The organism is Clostridium hydrogeniformans DSM 21757 (assembly GCF_000686705.1).
Classification (GTDB): domain Bacteria; phylum Bacillota; class Clostridia; order Clostridiales; family Clostridiaceae; genus Clostridium_Z; species Clostridium_Z hydrogeniformans.
Genome location: NZ_JMLJ01000006.1, coordinates 75916 through 91260 on the forward strand (window position 1 = coordinate 75916; position 15345 = coordinate 91260).

The 15345-nt window shown below is 27.4% G+C and carries 14 protein-coding genes; 2 read left to right on the forward strand and 12 right to left on the reverse strand.

From position 1 onward, the window contains the following. Positions 1-264 precede the first annotated feature (264 nt). Complete coding sequence (locus tag BR69_RS0103020) at positions 265-780, forward strand: GNAT family N-acetyltransferase (protein ID WP_027631870.1); 516 nt, start codon at positions 265-267, stop codon at positions 778-780. A gap of 151 nt (positions 781-931) precedes the next feature. On the opposite strand, the gene BR69_RS0103025 is transcribed toward BR69_RS0103020, so the two are convergent. From BR69_RS0103025 to BR69_RS0103065, 9 genes are all read right to left on the reverse strand, one after another. Continuing rightward, entirely contained in the window at positions 932-1894 is a 963-nt protein-coding gene (locus tag BR69_RS0103025) for a metallophosphoesterase family protein (protein WP_027631871.1), read from the reverse strand. A 522-nt stretch (positions 1895-2416) separates the two neighbouring features. Continuing rightward, complete coding sequence (locus tag BR69_RS0103030) at positions 2417-3478, reverse strand: exonuclease/endonuclease/phosphatase family protein (protein ID WP_027631872.1); 1062 nt, start codon at positions 3476-3478, stop codon at positions 2417-2419. Positions 3479-3788: 310 nt separating this feature from the next. Then, on the reverse strand, positions 3789-4610 hold the full coding sequence (locus BR69_RS0103035; RefSeq protein ID WP_027631873.1) for a MurR/RpiR family transcriptional regulator: 822 nt from the start codon (positions 4608-4610) through the stop codon (positions 3789-3791). A 12-nt stretch (positions 4611-4622) separates the two neighbouring features. Next, positions 4623-5507: an ROK family protein gene (locus BR69_RS0103040; protein ID WP_027631874.1), complete on the reverse strand. Its 885-nt coding sequence runs from the start codon at positions 5505-5507 to the stop codon at positions 4623-4625. Positions 5508-5595: 88 nt separating this feature from the next. Beyond that, positions 5596-6048, reverse strand: coding sequence for a NanQ anomerase/TabA/YiaL family protein (locus BR69_RS0103045; RefSeq protein ID WP_027631875.1), 453 nt, complete (start codon positions 6046-6048; stop codon positions 5596-5598). Positions 6049-6087: 39 nt separating this feature from the next. Continuing rightward, positions 6088-7587: a sodium:solute symporter family protein gene (locus BR69_RS0103050; RefSeq protein WP_027631876.1), complete on the reverse strand. Its 1500-nt coding sequence runs from the start codon at positions 7585-7587 to the stop codon at positions 6088-6090. A gap of 28 nt (positions 7588-7615) precedes the next feature. Further along, a complete protein-coding gene (locus tag BR69_RS0103055) occupies positions 7616-8485 on the reverse strand; it encodes an N-acetylneuraminate lyase (RefSeq protein WP_034849320.1) in 870 nt (289 codons plus the stop codon). A 68-nt stretch (positions 8486-8553) separates the two neighbouring features. After that, entirely contained in the window at positions 8554-9240 is a 687-nt protein-coding gene (locus tag BR69_RS0103060) for an N-acetylmannosamine-6-phosphate 2-epimerase (RefSeq protein ID WP_027631878.1), read from the reverse strand. A gap of 345 nt (positions 9241-9585) precedes the next feature. Further along, positions 9586-10464, reverse strand: a complete 879-nt coding sequence (locus BR69_RS0103065; RefSeq protein ID WP_027631879.1) for a LysR family transcriptional regulator — start codon at positions 10462-10464, stop codon at positions 9586-9588. A gap of 113 nt (positions 10465-10577) precedes the next feature. On the opposite strand from BR69_RS0103065, the gene BR69_RS0103070 reads away from it, so the two are divergent. After that, complete coding sequence (locus BR69_RS0103070; RefSeq protein ID WP_027631880.1) at positions 10578-11615, forward strand: YeiH family protein; 1038 nt, start codon at positions 10578-10580, stop codon at positions 11613-11615. A 225-nt stretch (positions 11616-11840) separates the two neighbouring features. Here BR69_RS0103070 and BR69_RS21010 read toward each other — a convergent pair whose 3' ends face one another. From BR69_RS21010 to BR69_RS0103085, 3 genes are all read right to left on the reverse strand, one after another. After that, on the reverse strand, positions 11841-12584 hold the full coding sequence (locus BR69_RS21010; protein ID WP_051623463.1) for a hypothetical protein: 744 nt from the start codon (positions 12582-12584) through the stop codon (positions 11841-11843). 129 nt (positions 12585-12713) lie between these two features. Next, entirely contained in the window at positions 12714-13658 is a 945-nt protein-coding gene (locus tag BR69_RS19760) for an ATP-binding cassette domain-containing protein (protein ID WP_242840643.1), read from the reverse strand. Beyond that, positions 13636-15222 carry an ABC transporter permease gene (locus tag BR69_RS0103085; RefSeq protein WP_027631881.1) on the reverse strand — a complete coding sequence of 529 codons (1587 nt, stop codon included), beginning with the start codon at positions 15220-15222 and terminating at the stop codon, positions 13636-13638. Before BR69_RS0103085 ends, BR69_RS19760 begins: the two co-directional genes overlap by 23 nt. Positions 15223-15345 lie beyond the last annotated feature (123 nt).

Sequence of the window (15345 nt, forward strand, 5' to 3'; positions counted from 1 at the left end):
TAGTATTAACAAAGAATTTTTAATGGTTAAATAAAAGAATTTTTACTACAAACTATTTACATTTAATTGGCTACATAATACAATTTATACAAAAGTATGAACATATTTTAGCTATATTCTTTTATAATTAATAGTAACAAGAGCTAAGTTTATGAAAAGTTTTATAAATTGAATAGGGTGGATTATTACTTAAGTTAAATTTACAGTTATCAATCCACATTTATTTCTACAAACTATTTTTTATATTGAAAAGGGGAAAATAAGATGAATTTAAAAAACATAGACACAAATAGATTAACATTAATTCCTATGACACTTGAGATGACTAAATCTTTAATAAATGGAAGTAGCCAAGAAGTTGAGAAGCTTGGATTTAAATGTGATAAATATTGGCCTACAGAAGATACAATGGATATTTTGCCCATTATAAATAATTCATTAGAAAAGAACAAAGTACCAAGTGGATTTGAAACTTGGATGATAGTAGACAAAAGTACTAAGAGAGTAATTGGAGATATAGGTTTTCATGGAATACCTAATGAAAATGGCGAGGTTGAAGTTGGATTTGGATTAGTTGAGAATGAAAGAGGAAAAGGTTTTGGGTACGAATCTTTAAATGCTATTATGGATTGGTTAAATCTTCAAGAATGCGTTAGAATCATTAAGGCTGAGTGCTTAATTAATAACAAACCTTCTGCTAGAATCTTAGAAAAATCTGGATTTAAAGAAATTAACAGAGACTCTGAATTAATTTACTGGGAATTTATTAAATCAGTATAGATTAATAACCTAATATAATAAAACTTTTGAGTATAATAACAAATAGGTAATCTGAAAACAGATTACCTATTTTTAAATACATAAATCAAACTTTAGTCTACTATAAAATAAATCTAAAATTATAAATTACATCTAATTAGTTAAACTAAAATTAATTATATTCTTTAGTAAATATCCATTCCTTATTATCAAAATCTCTTCCTTTAATAGTTACCTTATTACCATCAGCCCTAAGATATAGTCCTTCTGTAATATCTAACTTATCCATTATTACTTCATTTTCCTTCATATTAAAGGAATAATATACAGCTCCAGTATTTACAACCTTAAACTTCTCTCCCTCATATATAGTTCTACTTTTCAAGGTTGCATGGTTATGGGAATAAAATAAAATTACCTCTGGATATTTTGACAATGCATTTATTACTTCTTTTTTCTTATATGTATCTACCCAAGGGTGGGCATTCCAAAATAAATTTTGATGTAAGAATACAAATATCGGCCTTCCTGACTTATAATTTTCTGCTAATTTTTCCTTTAACCAAATCTTTTGTTCATTTGATATATCTGCATTTAAAGAACCAAGTTCTTTAGTATTACCTGATTCAGACCCTAGAGAAATAAAATTATATCCCTTTATCCATCTACTATGATAAGTTTTACTTTCTCCAGAAAAGTCATAGTATCTTTTAAGAAACTCATTTACATCCTCTTTTAAATTATGCTCTATCTTATAATCAAAGAACTCATGATTTCCTATGTTTTTTATAACTTGCTTCGGCAAAATCTTCTTATTCTTTTCTAAGGTTTTATTTACATCCTTATATTGCTTTTCTAAACCTTGACCTACTACATCACCATTTAAAATTAATGCATCCATATTAGAATCAATATTATGTAAATCTTTAAGTACTCTCTCTAACTTTTCAGTTTCAGCATGTACATCTCCTAATACTGAAAAAGATAGTACATTGTCCTCTTCTTCTTTTTTTAAAGACTCTTGAACCTTATCTTTAGATTCTTCTTTTGGTTTTTCCTCTGTAGTAGGTTTTAAAAACATAAATCCTACCCCAAATAATACTAAAACAGCTAAAGCAATTAATATCTTTTTCATTTTTCCTCCTTTATGTTTATATGATTATAATAATTCTCGCTATTATTCTAGATAATAATTTTTCTTTTGTAAAAATATGCCTCGATTAAAAAATACTTTCAAAGATTATTAAAGAATAAATTTCAAATCTCTTATTATCTTAAATATTAATTTTTGTATTTTAAAATCACATATCCATTAAATTAAATATATTCATATATTTAATTTCTCTTCTTAAAAATACAGTAAATTTCCCTAAAATACAATATCCTCATAATAATTATGAGGATATATTTATAAACTTAATATATTAAGAAAATTTTAAATGAACAGTTCTATCATTAAAACGATTTTTAAATGCTGGAATTAAAGCCATCCAACGTAACCATCCCCATCTATTCTTGTGATGATCAAAATAATTCCACTCCTCAATTTACCTCGGTAAACTTTAAGGGTAAGTTCAGCATTATAATATTCTATAACCCTAAACTTACCCTTTATATCTTATATAGATTTTTTAATAAATATAAATCCTTTAATTTCCTATTTTAATTTAAAGTTTAAAGTTACTGGATTATGATCAGAATATCTAAAGTCTAAATCTCTTCCTCTAGTTTCAATCTCTTCCACATTATCTGAAACCATAAACCCATCAATAACTGCTCTAAAGTTTTCTCCCTTTTTATAAGGCTTGTCTACCGATCTAACTGTTGGAGTGTTTTTATCAAATTTCCATGAGAATCCCTTTGGCATAGAGGATTCTGGAATTACTTGTAACCACTCTGGCCACTCTTGTGTAGTCTCAAAGATACTTGGATCGCTTCCTGGTATTTGATGGTTCCAGTCCCCTCCAATAATAACATAATTCCCTTTCTCATATTCCTCTGATAAAAATTCTCTTAAAAAACCTAACTGCTGTTTTCTTATTTTTCCGCCCTTATCATAAGCTGATAAATGAGCATTTATCAGAACAAGCTCCTTATTATTATCTGTTTTAATTCTATTTACCATAATACATCTATCAAGTTCTGCTAATTGAACTGGCCAAGCTTCCTTTCCTGGTAAATCATATCTTGTACTATTATCAACAAAAAACTTAGACATAATAACAATACCTGATAAAACTTTACCATGGGGCTTAGTTATTGGTACTGGAACCCATGGGGTCTTATAATTAATAGCAAATGAAAAGGAATAATCCTTAAATTCTTCTTTTATGTCTTCATACTCATTAACCTTATAACTTCTAGTAGAGTTCTTGTCCACCTCTTGCATAAAAACAAAAGTAGAGTTTTCAGCCTTTATAGTATCTAAAGTTCCCCTTAAGTTCTCTAAGGTTTTTTCCTTACTTATAGATCTTGACTTAGTTCCTCCATCCATAAAGAAGTCTATATCCTTATCCATACCAGCATAACCCATGTTATATGTAGTTACAGTCATTATATCATCTACACTAACTCTTTTTTCCTTATTGTTCTCAATGTCTAAATTTATAACAGCCTCTGGCTTATAATCAGTAACTGTCATAAATATAAAATATCCTATTACCACAGTTAAAATTAAAATAATAAACATTAAAACTCCTTTGAAAATCTTTTTTTTCATATATTACTCCTATCTTAATTTTCTCTTTTGTTAAAGTATATTCCTCTATAATAATTTTAATTATATTCTTATAGAGTTCTAATCATTCTACTTAGCTTATACACATATGTACACCCTTAAATTATATATGAGTTTTAATTGTTTTGTAAAATGAGTTTTTAGTTAGAATTTCTATAATTTTACTATATGTTAATGTTTAAAACTCACTAAACATTTTTTTACTATTTCTAAACCTTTATTTACTATACTTATACATTAAATAAGAAAACTTATAAAAGTAATTCCTAGTAAAGTTTCTTTCTATAAACATTTAATCTTTATCATTAAGAACATTAAGAGTGTAATCATGTAATGATTCCTTATTAAGTATATCTGTATGAAGAAAATGTGTGTAAAAAATATCAACCATAACTAAAATAGGAAATTGTGGAGAAATTGCTTTTCCATTATCTAAGTTTTCTTTTACTGCTAAAAGTAAAAGCTCATCACAAAAATCCTTAAATTCATACTCATTATTTGAAGTAATTAAAATAGTTGTAGCTCCCTTAGCCTTTGCCGCCTTTAAAGAGTTTAAAATCTCTACGGTCTTTCCACTAACACTAATTCCAATTACAATACAATCAGAATCTAACAATACAGTATTCATTTTCATAATATGACTGTCTGTAATAGATTCTACATTTACTCCTATTCTCATAAAACGAAGTTTTATTTCCTGTGCTGCTAATCCTGAACTTCCTCTTCCATATACATAAACTCTCTTTTTTATTGTAAGAAGTTTTGTAATACGTCTCATTTGATTCTCATCAACTAAAGCATAACTTTTACTTAAAAGTTCTTGGTATGTATTTAAGACTTTTTTAGTACAATTTTCAATTATAACTGGTACCTCTTCTTCAAAACTTCTTTTATATACAAATAAAAATTCTCTATATCCTTTAAATCCACACTTTTTAGAAAACCTAGACAAAGATGCTTCTGAAACATAAAGCTTTTCAGATATATTCTTTGAAGAGAAATCCATATTTTTAGTATTATGAATAAAAAAATCAGCAATATTTTTTTCTACTGGTGTAAAATTACTATATAACGATTCTATTTTAGGTATAATATTTTTTTCATATTTCTCCATTACATATAACCCCTATTTTTGTCTTTTAATAAAATTATAGTAGGCACCAATCATCCCTGCACTATTACCATGGATTGCAAATTCTAGTTTTGTTTTGTTCCCTATGGCAGGAATAAGGTACTTATCCATACTTAATCTTATTTTATCATATAAATATTCTTTTTGGGCCATAATTCCTCCCCCAAGTACCACAACCTCTGGATTAATTACATAACAAATATTAGCTATTCCTCTTCCTAATATATCAGCCAATTCATCAATGGCTTGAATACAGTCTTTATCTCCTTCTTTAGCTTTTTCAAAAATAATTTTTCCATTAATATGATTAACACTACACTTTTTAATTTCAGCCACTCTTTTAACTAGAATGCTACTAGCTCCTAGTTCTTGAAAAGTACTATCAAACATATTCATATACCCTACTTCACAAGCACTTCCTGAAAATCCACGCAAAATCTCATCATTAATAATTATGCCTCCTCCAATTCCCGTTCCAATAGTAAGGCATAAAGTTATTGAACTTTTCTTTGCAGCTCCATAAAAATGCTCTGCAATACAAGCACAGTTTACATCATTCTCCACTTCACAGGGAATAGAAAAAGTTTCTTCAATAATTTTCTTAATTTGCATACCTGTATAATTAGGAATAATTGGTGACGCATAAATAATTTCACCCTTATCAGCATCTACCATTCCCGCTGTAGAAATACATATCCCATATATTCTATATTCATTTATATACTTTTTTATAATTTCTTTTACTTTATTTAATATACTACACCCTCCATTATGTGCTTCTGTTGGGATTTCATTTGAATCAATAAAAATTCTCTCTTCATTTAAAACACCGTATTTTATTGATGTACCTCCAATATCAATACAAATATATTTTTTCATTAAAATTCCCTTCTTTCTATATAAATAGATATTAAGAGAGTGGTATTAAAAATATATTTATACCACTCCCTTAAAATCATTACTTTACTTATTTAATAATTATTTTAAAAATCGCTTTCTTAATCTTACATGGTTTATCAACTAAAATAGCAGTTCTATGAGCATCACTTGGATAACAAATTAGAAAATCTCCCTGATTTAGTATAACATTAGAATTTTTCTCTCCTTCTAAAGGAAGAAAATCATCCTTTTCCACAAAATCTTTTTGCTCCATATTGTTAATAAAATTTATATCAATTTGCTCTTTTCCATTTAACATTAAATGCAGGTCTAAATAATTACGATGTGCTTCCCAGAAACGCTCTTCTGGAGTTACTGTTTCATATTCTACTATATTTAGAAAAATATCTTTTCCCTCTATTTCATAACTTCCTTTATCATAATTAATTAAATCATTATTATTAGCATATTCAAAACATTTTTTTATGTTTTCTTCTAAATAATTAAATTCTTTTATGTTATTTTTATTTCCAAATATCATATTCCATCCTCCTAAATCCTTTGATTAAAGGCTCTGAAATTATTTATTAAAAATGGTAGCTTCTATTTTAACTTCTTGCTTATCACCTTTTATTTTTCTAGAGATTATACTTGCTGGAATACCAGCTATTAATGAAGATGCAATTGATATTATAGAATATGACCAAATACTAACTTCTGGCATTGTATACTTAACTATTATCATAACTATTGAAGACACTATAAGAGCTACAAAGGCACCAGTTGCATTACCTACTTTAGTAAATATTCCAAGTACAAACGTACCTCCTAATACCCCAAGTACTAATCCCATGAATCCATTAAACCATACATATGCTGATTTAATTTCACCATTTGCTAATATCATTGATACTACTATTGCTACTATTCCAACTCCTAGTGAAACATATTGTGCAATTTTTGTTTGAAGCTCAAAACTCATTTCTTTTTTAGACAAACGTTCTTGAATATCTAATGTCCAACTTGTTGCTACAGAATTTAATCCAGTAGAAAGAGTTGATTGAGATGCCGCATAAATAGCTGCTAATAATAGGCCTGTAACTCCAACTGGCAATTGATATGCAATATATGATGCAAATATCTGATCTTGTTGTGCTGTTTGAGCTAACTCAGGATTCTGTCCATAAAACACATATAATCCAGTTCCTATTAAATAAAATACAGTTGCAATAAATATTGATAAGGCTCCATTTGTTAACATCATCTTATTTAACTTTTTTGTATCTGTTGTAGTTGTAAATCTTTGTACTATATCTTGACTTGAAATATATGATGAACATGTATTTAATCCTGCACCTATAAGTATTATAAATACACTATTTTTAAATATATTAGGATCAAAGATTACATCCTTAGAATCTAGAAATTTTCCTTCTCCTAAACTGCTAAATATACTTCCAAATCCCCCATCTATACCATTAGCTAAGAAAATAAGCGCAAATGTAACACCGACTAATAACACTGCTCCTTGAATGAAGTCTGTCCATAACACTGACTTTAATCCACCTGTGTAAGAATAAATTATTGCTATAACTCCCATGGCTATTATTAAAATGTTTACATTAATACCAGTTAGTTTTGCTAATACCACCGATGGTAAGTACATAATAATTGACATACGACCGATTTGATAAATAATGAACATTACCGCACCAGCTACACGAAGCCCCTTACTATTAAATCTTATCTCTAGATAATGATAAGCTGTATCAATATCTAATTTACTATAAATAGGTAAAAAGAACTTAATAGTAATTGGAATGGCAATTATCATTCCTAATTGTGCAAACCACATAATCCACGTGCCACTATATGAATTACCTGCTAAAGATAAAAATGAAATGGGACTTAATAATGTGGCAAAAATAGATACACTTGTTACCCACCATGGAATAGTCCCATCTCCTTTGAAGAACTCTTTCCCTGACATTTCCTTCTTTGAAAAATGCAAACCTGCAAATAATACAGCCCCTAAATAAACTATTAAAATACCTAAGTCTATATTAGTAAATCCTTGCATAAGTAATCCCTCCATTATAATATTTTAATTATTTTAAATATAAATTAAAGATTTCTTTTGCCATAGCTTTTTGATCCTCAGTTGTGCTTGCCATTGGTTTATGGCAAAGTCCAGCATGAACCCCTTGTAATTCTAGTAATTCTTTTAGTGTTGGATATAATCCATTTCCAAGAATTGCAGATATTAAATCATTTGTTACATGTTGAATTTCTAACGCTTCCTTAACCTTACCTTCTTTTGCTAATTCAAAGATTTGTCTTGCACGAATACCATTTACATTAAATGTAGAACCAATTGCTCCATCTACTCCAAGTACAGTTGCTGAAAGCATCATTTCATCAAATCCAGCATATATTAAGTGTTCTGGATATGCTTTTCTTAGTCTTTCTAGTAAATAGAAATCTGCTGCTGTAAACTTAACTCCAATAATTTTTTCATTTTCAAATAATTCACCAAATTGTTCTACCGTCATATCTACTCCTGTTAAAAATGGAATAGAGTAAATTATAAGACGATTGTCTACGCTATTAATTATTGTATTATAATATTCCTTAATTTCCTTAAATGAAAATTTATAATAAAATGGAGTTACTGCTGATATAGCATCATATCCAAGCTCTGTAACAAACTTTGCTAATTCAACTGATTCATATACATTTATAGAACCTACTTGAGCAATTAGCTTAATCTCATTTTTAGCTTCATCTTTTGCAATAGTAAAAATCTGTCTTTTTTGTTCTGTTGAAAGCATGAAGTTTTCACCAGTACTTCCACCAACATATAATCCATCAACCTTCATTTTATCAATATTATGACGAATTATTTCTCTTAATCCCTTCTCGTTTACGTTTCCATTTTCATCAAAGGATACTAATAATGCACTATATATCCCTTTCATATCTATGTTTTTTATCATAATAATCCTCTCCTTGTATATTGATTTTTGATTTTAAATATATTAAATTCTTATTTTAAGGCATCTGTAAAAAATTTAGTGATAACTTGAGGTCTTGTAATAATAGATCCTACTACTACGCTATAACATCCAAGTTCAAGTACTCTTTTTGCTTTTTCAGGAGTATTAATATTCCCTTCTGCAATTACTTTATTTGAAACATTAGAAAGAATTATTCGAATTATTTCAAAATCATTTTCTTCAATATGGCAACCTTTACTTTGTTCTGTATATCCTACTAATGTAGTTCCAATAAAATCAAAGCCTAACTTATCTGCATAAATTGCTTCCTCTACTGTAGAACAATCTGCCATTAATTTCTGATTTGGATATTTATCTCTAACTTGTCTATAAAACTCATCTAAAGTTAAGCCATTAGGTCTTAAATTATTAGTTGCATCACAGGCAATAATCTCTGGATTTACTTCCATAAGTTCATCTACTTCTTTTAATGTGGGTGTAATGTATATCTTGCTGTCTTCATAATCTCTTTTGATTATTCCAATAATAGGAATATCCACATTCTTTCTTATTTCAGCTATATCCTCTTTGGTATTAGCACGAATTCCTACCGCTCCGCCATCTTGTGCAGCTTTTGCCATTCTCCCCATAATAAATGAAGAATGTAGTGGTTCATTAGGTAATGCTTGACATGATACAACTAAATTCCCTTTTAAAACTTCTAAATGTTTATTCATGTTTTGCTTCCTTCCTTCTAACTCTTTCTACATTTTATAGTATAAAAGCTTACGAAACCATTTTCAATAATTTTTAAATATTAGAAAGTACTTTTATATTTAATCTATTTTTATTTATATTTAAACTTCTATATTAATAATTTAGAAAGAACTTTCACTTAATATTAAACTTTAGAAAGCAATTTATTAACCACTCCATTAAAGATATAAAACTTAATTAAAAATAAAAAAAATAAGGAATCAGAGTTATATATAAATTATCTTCTTAAAATAACTTAATAATAACTATTCCTTATTTTACTTAAAATATGTAACTTGCATCATAGAGCGGATTTATTCTAGTAACTACTTAAAGAAAGAAAAAAATCTATCTATCTCTTCATACTCTATATTATTTTTTAAATATATAAAATTAAATTCTCTTTCAATGGAAAACTCTGATATTTTTATCTCCCCTAGCTCTCCCTTATCTATCTCTTCCCTTGCTGCATCTTCATACATAAAGCTAATTCCCATCCCTTTTTTAACAAGCTCTTTTATAATATTAACATTTCCTATTTCAATAATATTTTTAAATGTATTAAGGGTATAGTTTTTATTAAATAATCCCCTTTCTATAACCTCCCTAGTTCCCGATCCTTTTTCTCTAACTATAATAGTCTCACTTTTTAAGTCTTCTATGGTCACTGTACTTTTATTTAAAAGAGGATGATTAGTGGGGGCTGTTAATATAAGCTTAACTGTTTTATATAATTTACTTTCATATTCATCTTTATTAAATAAGCCTTCAACAAGGGCGAAGGCTATATCCCCTGACTTAATCTTTTCTAATACCTCTTTAGTGTTTAAAACATACATGGTTATATTATATTCACTAAAAGTTTCTATAAACTTATCCAATATGGGGGCAATGGTAAATTCCCCAATGGTTAAAGTAGCTGCAAACTTTAATGTTTTACTTTTTTTATTAACTTCCCTAAGCTTTTGTTCCATTAACTTTTCATTAGCTTTTAAATATTCAGTGTATTTATAAAAAATTTCCCCTTCTTTTGTAAGTCTTAACCTTCTATTAGAATACTCATATAGCTTACATCCATATTGACTCTCTAATGCCTTAATGTGCTGAGTTATTGCTGGTTGAGTTAGACATAATTCCTCTGCCGCCTTTGTATAACTCTTATTTCTATACACTGCTAAAAAAGAATCTATTCTTATATCAAACATTAACATCCCCCTATCTATAAATTTATCTTATGGATATATAAATTTTTATAATTAGATTTTATATATAACCCGTGATAAAATCAAGATGAATCTTATTTAGGAGTTGATTTTATTTGGAAAGTTTTAAAAAATACACAGTAGGTATAGTCTTTACCTCCATACTAGCAATAATATCAGTATTTATAAGCAAATTAATTCCCTATGAACTCATTGGTGCTGGGGTATTTGCCCTATTAATAGGAATGTGTCTAAATCCCCTAGTTTCAAAATATAACATTCTTGAACCTGGACTAAACTTTACCTCTAAAAAACTATTACGTCTTGGAATCATACTTATGGGCGTTACTCTTAATTTTTCTCAAGTATTTGAAGTAGGTAAATTCTCCTTAATAGTTATGGTGTTTACATTAGTAACAGCCTTTGGAGGAGGATATTTATTAGGTAAGGCCTTTAATATGAATTGGAAATTATCTGGACTTATATCTGCGGGAACTGGAATATGTGGTGGTTCTGCAGTAGCAGCCATTGCTCCAGTTATTGAAGCTGAAGACTCTGACATTGCCTATGCTATATCCGCAACCTTTATATTTGATGTGGTTATGGTAATTCTTTTCCCAATAATGGGTAGATATTTTGGAATGACAGACCTTGGTTATGGACTTTGGACAGGCACCGCTGTAAATGATACTTCATCTGTAGTTGCTGCTGGGTATGCCTTTTCTGATATTGCAGGAAATTTCTCTGTTATAGTTAAGCTTACTCGTACCCTATCAATCATACCTGTTGTTTTAATATTTTCATTTATAAATGAAAGACTATCAAGAAAAGCTAAGGCTCAAGTTTCTGTTGATGGTACAGTAACGTGCTCTCAAGAAAAAATAAAAATAGGAAAAATCTTTCCTTGGTTTATCCTATTATTCCTTGGAGTAGTTGCTATAAAAAGTACTGGTATAATACCTGATGCATTAAGTTCTTTAATATCTCGTGGTAGTAAATTTTTAATGGTTATGTCTTTAGGCGCTATAGGGCTTAAAACAAATTTCAGTAAATTATCAAAGTCTGGATTCGCTCCTATGGTTCATGGGTTTATTATATCTGCATTAGTTGTTATAGTATCATTTTTAGTTCAACTATTCATAGGTCAAATATAAACTATAAAATTTTGAAATCAAGAACTAAAAGGCACTGACTTAAAGACTTTTACTTAACTATTACAATAAGTCTAAGTAAACACAGGATTAATCCATTTATATATTAAATAAAAACAGATAATCTAATTAAAACTTAGATTATCTGTTTTCTGATTACCCCCTTTGTTTTGGACAATATCTAATTAATTCTTACTTTTTTTATAATACAACCTTCTATACTAAATATTATGTTTTTATTTTTCTATGACCAAAATGAATATTTCCTGAATACCTGCTCATTCTATAAGTGAAAAATAATAACACAATGGATGCTATAATATATACAACTCTAACTTTAAATAATTCTTCACTTCCATAATCATAGTAGTAATAAATATGCCCTAATATTCCTTTTCCCTGTGTTACCTTACATCTCCATAGAGCTTCTTCAATTAAGTAATAGGATGTAATTATAGTAGTACTTACTGCTATATCTCTTAATAAAAATAATACAAATAAACTTAAAGATATGATAAATATATTTGTAGTTAAAGAATAAAAAATTATTTCTTTTAGTGGAATAAATATATCCTTATGATTTGCTAATTTAATATGTAAAGTGTATATATTAATAAATGATACTAAATATAAAATAACATAAAGAGAGAGTATTGATATTAATTTTCTAACCATAAATTTATTGGTATTACTTCCTCCTATAGCTAAAGTGATTTCTTCCATGCTGTTTTTAAAATCTGTACCTAAAAAGAAAAATATTAATATTATAAACAATATTAATAGATATACATCACAGTAAGTATATAATTTATAAGGAATCACCTTAATATTATCATTTACCATGGAAATACTAATAAACTTTTCCCCAAAAATTCGTATTATAACATTTAGCATTAACACTGACACAGTTACTATACATAATAGGTTTTTAGCAATCATGTTGTTTTCTATCTTTAAATAAAACTTAATCATAAAATTTATCCCTTTCATTTAGGTACATTAAAGAAAATAAAAAGTCAAATATACTAGAATACTAACTTGTTATTTTTTAATATACCTAAATATAAAACTTAATAGGTACTATACTTTAGATAAATATTCCTAATCTTCCTTATACTTTGAATGAACATGGGTTTTATTATGAATTATATAAGCATCCTGAAGATTTACTTTTATATTCACTGAATTTTCTGTCAAAGGTATGTTACTTACATATTTTATATGGCAATTCTCTTCATTATATACTGTAGTCAAAATTAGGTTCTTTTCTTTTATACTTATTAAGGTTTCAGCATTAACATCTGCTTCCCATAACAATCCATCTACTTCCTTTATGAAATTTTCTTTTGTTCCCTTGTATATTAATTCTCCATTATTTATTACCAACAAATAATTACAATAGTATTCAATATCCTCAACTATATGAGTTGTGGCTAATACAATTCTATTTCTACTTATTATTGGAAAAAGCTCTCTAATTACATTTCTTTGTTCAGGGTCTAATCCAACTGTTGGCTCATCAACTATTATTAATCTTGGATCTCCAATTAACACTTGAGCGAAACCTAATTTTTGTTTCATCCCTCCTGAATATTCTTTAAATTTTCTATCGATATATTCCTCCATATTAAGCTCTTTTACTATTTCATTTATATGATTTTCTATGGTTTTCTTATGACAATCTAGCTTTAAATTTGCTATAACTTCTAGAAATTCTCTTCCTTTTATATTTTCATAGGTAGAAAAGTTCTGAGGTAAATATCCTATATTCTTTCTAATTACATTTAAGTCTTTTTTATAATTTAATTCATCTAAGTAAATTTCTCCACTTTGTGTTGAAAACAATGTAGTTAATAACTTCATTAATGTGGTTTTACCTGCACCATTTGCTCCTAAAACTCCTATTAATCCTTCATTCACTTGAAATGAAATATCCTTAAGAGCTTGTACTTTACCATAATTATAATTTAAATTATCTACTTTTAAATTAAGCATATTTATTTTCCTTTCCCATCTATTAGTTTCAATATAAATAACCTTTTTCATAAGGTTTATCCAATTTTCCCGAACCTGGAACAAAGGGCGAAGACACTATTTTTTTTATTTTCTTTAAACCTTTCTTTTCAATGACATTTATTAAAATATCACACTCATTATTACTACTAATTTCTTCTTCATTACCCACTATAAGATATCCTTTATACTCTCTTTCTTTTACATTACCTCTCACCAAAAATATATCCCGATCTTTCCCTGATATATTGCATTTTCCTAAGGCACTTTCACCATCTAAATTAGAATATATTTTATTTTCTCCAGTGAATTTTATATCTAAAGTATATTCTTTTATTCTACTGTCATTTAATTTGGGATACCACTCAAATACATCACCTAAAAACATCCAGTTATTTCTTATGAAGAATAATTGAGTTCCTTTAATCCATACTGTATTTACTTTCCCATAATAATGTGTATTTACATTTATGGTTTCTCCCTTTTTATATTCTCTTGGAAGATTAATTATAAAACTATGATTAGTTCTATCAAATTCTACTGCTTTATTATCCACCTCTACTTTAGATAAGGTAAGTTCTTTATACAATCCTAATTCTAAAGAACTTATATTATCCTTATCTATTTTTATTTTCATTGAACAGTAATTTTCAATACCATCATTTATAGATAAATCCATATTATACTTATCTACATAATATCCTAGGTCCTCTTTACCAAAAAATGTTTCATTATTATCATTTGTGTACCTACCATTTATTACATCATTTCTTGATCTTATATCATAATATTTTGGACTCATAGAATACACATTTACTCCTAAAAATGCAGAAAAAGCAATTGATATAACTAAAGTACCTTTTAGCTTAAATAGAGCTTTTCTCTTATTTTGTTGCCAATATCTATGTATTAATATTAGTTGAAAGAATACAGCTGATATGATTACCCAAAATAAATTGTGATATAAATATCTACTATCATATGCAATAACATTAAATTTATTTGTAAGAACTTTTATATCAATAAGAGGAAATATCTCATTTGAAGTTTTATAAAAGTTGCATAGTATTACAAAAGATATAATTGTAACTATAAAGCCTATTATAGATCCACCATATTTACTCAATGTTTCTCCTATTAATAATCCTAAAAAGTTACAGACTATTAGACAAATAACTGAGTTTATCATGTAACCTAAAATTTGATATAAAAAATACTCCATAGATACTTTATTTAGCAATGATATTACTATAGCTACGCCTAAATTAAGTGCTAGTATTACAATATCTATAGTAATAAGAGTAAGAATCTTACCTATCATTGTTTGTTTAATAGAAATATTCATTGTCCTAAACAGTTCATCATCACTTTCTCCAACTTTCATGCTTAAAAGTATAAGAGGTATCATTATAAAATTTAATGGTAGCCAAGAATTTTGAATTAATTTAACTAGACTTAAAGAGTTTTCTCCAAATGTAAACATAGCACTTATACATTGTTCAATTCCAAAAATATATAAAATTGCCATAATCCATATAAGTTTTCCTCTTTTTAAATTTATAAGTTCATATTTAACTAAAGCATTAATTTTTCTCATAATCTTTCACCTCCATTTATTGCATAGGATAAGCTATTTTATAGTATATAGAATTTCTAATCTATAAATTAACTTATACATAACAATTAAAATTCTTCTCACAATATTAAATATATGTATAAA

Excerpts from the sequence above, each read along its gene's own strand:
- BR69_RS0103020 (WP_027631870.1), top strand. The coding sequence starts at position 265 with ATGAATTTAAAAAACATAGACACAAATAGATTAACATTAATTCCTATG.
- BR69_RS0103025 (WP_027631871.1), bottom strand. The coding sequence starts at position 1,894 with ATGAAAAAGATATTAATTGCTTTAGCTGTTTTAGTATTATTTGGGGTA.
- BR69_RS0103030 (WP_027631872.1), bottom strand. The coding sequence starts at position 3,478 with ATGAAAAAAAAGATTTTCAAAGGAGTTTTAATGTTTATTATTTTAATT.
- BR69_RS0103035 (WP_027631873.1), bottom strand. The coding sequence starts at position 4,610 with ATGGAGAAATATGAAAAAAATATTATACCTAAAATAGAATCGTTATAT.
- BR69_RS0103040 (WP_027631874.1), bottom strand. The coding sequence starts at position 5,507 with ATGAAAAAATATATTTGTATTGATATTGGAGGTACATCAATAAAATAC.
- BR69_RS0103045 (WP_027631875.1), bottom strand. The coding sequence starts at position 6,048 with ATGATATTTGGAAATAAAAATAACATAAAAGAATTTAATTATTTAGAA.
- BR69_RS0103050 (WP_027631876.1), bottom strand. The coding sequence starts at position 7,587 with ATGCAAGGATTTACTAATATAGACTTAGGTATTTTAATAGTTTATTTA.
- BR69_RS0103055 (WP_034849320.1), bottom strand. The coding sequence starts at position 8,485 with ATGAAAGGGATATATAGTGCATTATTAGTATCCTTTGATGAAAATGGA.
- BR69_RS0103060 (WP_027631878.1), bottom strand. The coding sequence starts at position 9,240 with ATGAATAAACATTTAGAAGTTTTAAAAGGGAATTTAGTTGTATCATGT.
- BR69_RS0103065 (WP_027631879.1), bottom strand. The coding sequence starts at position 10,464 with ATGTTTGATATAAGAATAGATTCTTTTTTAGCAGTGTATAGAAATAAG.
- BR69_RS21010 (WP_051623463.1), bottom strand. The coding sequence starts at position 12,584 with ATGATTAAGTTTTATTTAAAGATAGAAAACAACATGATTGCTAAAAAC.
- BR69_RS19760 (WP_242840643.1), bottom strand. The coding sequence starts at position 13,658 with ATGAAAAAGGTTATTTATATTGAAACTAATAGATGGGAAAGGAAAATA.
- BR69_RS0103085 (WP_027631881.1), bottom strand. The coding sequence starts at position 15,222 with ATGAGAAAAATTAATGCTTTAGTTAAATATGAACTTATAAATTTAAAA.